This window comes from Sphingomonas sp. LC-1 (assembly GCF_025371035.1).
GTDB lineage: Bacteria > Pseudomonadota > Alphaproteobacteria > Sphingomonadales > Sphingomonadaceae > Sphingomonas > Sphingomonas sanguinis_E.
In genome coordinates this window covers 1-4,106 of record NZ_JANZXB010000037.1, presented here as the reverse complement: position 1 = coordinate 4,106, position 4,106 = coordinate 1, and the positions used below count along the sequence as shown (strand labels likewise).

The window sequence follows — 4,106 nt, the reverse complement described above, 5'->3', positions numbered from 1 at the left end:
ATGGCCCAGTCGGCCCGAAGCTGCGATTTTGGTCATCTTGGAGAACACGTCGGGAACGGGCTGGTTGTTGTTGACGATCGCCCATGCGAGGAACGACGTTCCGCTCCGATAAGGGAGCGGCGTTATGAGCCTTGGCGTTTCGAGTGGGGATCTGATCGGCTCCTGGAGCCTGAGTTTTTCGGACATCGCGTTCGTGACCGGCAAAGCGGAGACGGCACGACTGGGATTGGCGGTTCAGCTTAGATTTTTCGCCGGGCATGGCTTCTTTGTGCCGGATCATGCGTCGATACCCTCCGACGGTGTCTTGTATCTGGCGGAGCAACTTGGTCTCGATGCCAAATCCGTGAACCACTATGATTTTTCCGGGCGCACCGCCCGCCGGCATTGCGCGGAGATTTTGCGGCATCTCGGGTTCCGCCGTATGACGCAGACGGATCGCAGGGCGTTGTCGAGGTGGATTTCCGACGATCTTTGTGCGGGCGGGCAGCCGATCAATGCCATGCTCGAGCATGTTTTCCTGTGGTGCCGCGACCGCCGTATCTATGGGCCGTCGCGCAAGGAGCTGGAACGCCTCGTCCGTTCGCAACGACACCTCTATCTGGAGGCCCTGTTGGCCCGAGTCCGCGATCGGCTTGCGCCGGATGCGGTCGCCTTGCTGGAAGCCTCGCTCGCCGATCCCGATGGCCCGACCGGCTTCAACACGATGAAGGGGGATGCAGGTCAGGCGACGCTCGAAAACATTCTTGGCGTGACCGCCAAACTCGCCTTTATCCAACGGCTTGCTCTTCCCCGAGATTTCCTATCGGTCACGGGCAAGGCATGGGTCGATCAGATCGTTCGCCGGGTTGCCGGCGAGAAAGCCTCGGAGATGCGCCGGCATGTACCGGCGCGCCAGCTCGGGCTCTATGCCGTTTATCTGATGGCGCGGGAAGCTCAGCTTACGGATGCGATGGTCGACCTGCTGATCGAGACGGTCCATAAGATCGGATCGCGCTCGAAACGCAAGGTGGTGGGCGATATCGCGAAAGACATCGAGCGGGTCTATGGCAAGGAGCGACTCCTGGTCGAGATTGCCAGCGCTTCGATCGACGATCCATCCGGGCGCATCTGCGATGTCATTTTCCCAATCGCCGGCAAGGACAAACTGGCGGCGATCATCAAGGAAAGCCAGGCAAAGGGCGCCTTGGATCGGCGGATCTACAAGGTGATGCGGAGGTCATGGGCCAATCATTATCGCCGTATGCTGCCAAGCCTGCTTTCGGCACTGGAGTTCCGGTCGAACAACGCCGTGTGGCGTCCGGTGCTGGCGGCCCTGGACTGGATCAGAAGCAAAGTGGATGATGGATGCCGCTACGTGCCGCCGCACGCAGTGCCGGTCGACGAGGTCATTCCGGCGAGATGGCGCAGTTCCGTCATTGATGAAGAGGGGCGCGTAAACCGGATCAGTTATGAGCTTTGTGTCCTCGCGCAACTGCGCGATCGCATCCGTTCTAAGGAAATCTGGGTTGTCGGGGCGGACCGATACCGCAATCCCGATGACGATCTTCCCAAGGACTTCGATGCGCGGCGAGAAGCATATTACACAGGATTGAACCTGACGGCGGATGCGCGTGCATTTTCAAGCGCCATCCGGGAAGAGCTTGCTCAGGAACTGTTGCTCCTCAATGCCAATATTCCCCGGAACGACAAGGTTCGGCTGCTGTGGCGCGGCGAGAACCGTATATCTCTCACCCCGTTCAAACCCTTGCCCGAACCCAGGGGTCTCGCCTCGATCAAGACCGAGATCGGCCAACGCTGGCCGATGACCGGGCTGCTCGACGTACTGAAGGAGGCTGCCCTTGATACGGGACTTCTCGAAGCGTTCGAAACATCGGCCTCGCGTGTTGCACTGCCGAAAACCGCGCTGGATCAACGTCTCCTGCTATGCCTCTACGGCCTGGGAACGAATGCCGGGCTCAAGCGGATCGCCGGCGCCACCCCCGATGTCAGCTATGAAGAGCTGCTGCATGTCCATCGCCGCTTCGTTCATGCCGCGGCGCTCAAGGAGGCGTGTGCCAGGGTTGCGAATGCGACCCTGGCAATCCGCAATGCTGCAGTCTGGGGGGACGCCGGCACGGCCTGTGCGTCAGATTCCACAAAGTTCGGAGCCTGGGATCGCAACCTGATGACGGAATGGCATGCGCGTTATGGTGGACGGGGCGTCATGATCTACTGGCATGTCGAACGACGCGCGACATGCGTCTATTCCCAGCTCAAGCGCTGCTCTTCCTCCGAGGTCGCCTCCATGATCGAGGGCGTGCTGCGCCATTGCACCGACATGGAAATCCAGCGACAATATGTTGATAGTCATGGCCAAAGCGCGGTTGGCTTTGCATTTTGCCGGCTTCTCGGATTTGAGCTTGCACCCCGCCTGAAAGCGATCGCTCGCCAGAAGCTGGCTCTTCCCGATGTCGGCATGCGAACGCGGCTTCCCCACTTGCAGCCGATCCTCTCCAGTCCGATCAACTGGGATGAGATCGAGCAGCAATATGACGAGATGGTCAAATATGCAGCCGCGATGCAGACAAAAACCGCCGACCCGGAGGCGATCCTGCGCCGGTTTAGCCGCTCCGAGGTGATGCACCCGACCTACAAGGCGTTGAGTGAGCTGGGCCGCGCGGTCAAGACGATCTTCCTGTGCCGGTATCTGCGCGAGGAGTCCTTCCGCCGCGAAATTCATGAAGGCCTGAATGTCGTTGAAAACTGGAACAGTGCCAATGGGTTCGTTTTCTTCGGCAAGGGCGGCGAGATCGCCACTAACCGCATCGATGAGCAGCAGCTCTCGGTCCTGGCGCTACATTTGCTGCAAGCGTCGCTTGTCTATGTGAACACCCGAATGCTTCAGAGCGTGCTGGTGGAACCGAAATGGACGGGCCGGATGACGCCGGATGATTATCGCGGCCTCACACCGCTGATTTACAGCCACGTCAATCCTTATGGCCGCTTCGACCTCGATCTGAATAGCCGGATCGATTTTGGGCGGCTTGCTGCCTGACCGGGGCCTTTCCGCTCGCACCATTTGGGTGCACCCGAACGTGACGATCGGAAGTGACATATACGACATGTCACAAAAGGGTGGTTCCGTCACCAATGTTACTGTACGAGGGCAAAGCCACCCTAATGTGACGGATTTGCCCATGACCCGCGTCGGCTACGCCCGCGTCAGCACCATCGACCAGGATCTCGACATCCAGGTTGCCCGGTTGAAGGCAGCGGGCTGTGAAATCCTCCGCTCCGAAACAGGCTCGGGCGCATCGCGCACTGGACGCACGGAGCTTGAGACGATCATGCAGTTCCTGCGCGCCGATGACGAACTCGTCGTCCTGCGTCTCGATCGGCTCGGTCGCTCCACACGCGATGTTCTCAATCTGGTTCATGAACTCGACCAGAAGGGAGCCTCATTGCGGGTGCTTGAGCCGGAGGTGACGACGGCCGGAAGCATGGGGCGGATGGTGATCACCATTCTGGGCATGGTCGCGGACATGGAACTGACGTTCATCAAGGACCGGCAGCGCGCCGGGATCGAGGCGGCGCGCGCCGAAGGCGTCTACAAAGGCCGGAAGAAAAACATCGATGACGATGAAATCCGACGCCGGATCACCGCCGGCGCGAGCAAGGCCAGCGTCGCGCGCGACCTCAAGATCTCAAGAATGACCGTCTATCGGGCGCTTGACGTCATTCCTTCAAGGATCGGGCTGCCGGAAAAGCCGCCTTCTGTCACCATCGCCCTGCATCTGACCATCGAGAACTTCAACAAGCATGGTCGTGGCAGAAAGCCCGCTCGCGAGCGCATTGAGGCGATGCTGGAGCGGGATTACCAGATGCAAAAGACCGGGAACTGCGATTACACGCTGACCGTCGCCTATGATCAGGGTGCCGATGGCGTCAGCCTCGATGATGAGATCGCATCTCTCCAGACAGAGATGTTCAACATCGCAGAGAGCTACAGGTGCTCGATCGAGACCGATGTTTACGAGATTGGAGGACAAGAGCGAGCCTGGTAGATCGCCATGTTCAATCTTTGTTCTTCAACATGGCCAAAATCGCAGCTTCGGGCCGACTGGGCC

Annotated in this window: 2 protein-coding genes; both read left to right on the top strand. The window is 59.5% G+C overall.

Annotated elements, in window-relative coordinates; translation table 11 throughout:
• The first annotated feature begins 124 nt into the window (after positions 1-124).
• Positions 125-3,034: a Tn3 family transposase gene (locus NZL82_RS19640; protein ID WP_006961814.1), complete on the top strand. Its 2,910-nt coding sequence runs from the start codon at positions 125-127 to the stop codon at positions 3,032-3,034.
• 142 nt (positions 3,035-3,176) lie between these two features.
• The gene (locus NZL82_RS19635; protein WP_006961816.1) at positions 3,177-4,043 is read left to right on the top strand and encodes a recombinase family protein; all 867 of its coding nucleotides are present in this window, start codon (positions 3,177-3,179) and stop codon (positions 4,041-4,043) included.
• Positions 4,044-4,106: the final 63 nt, after the last annotated feature.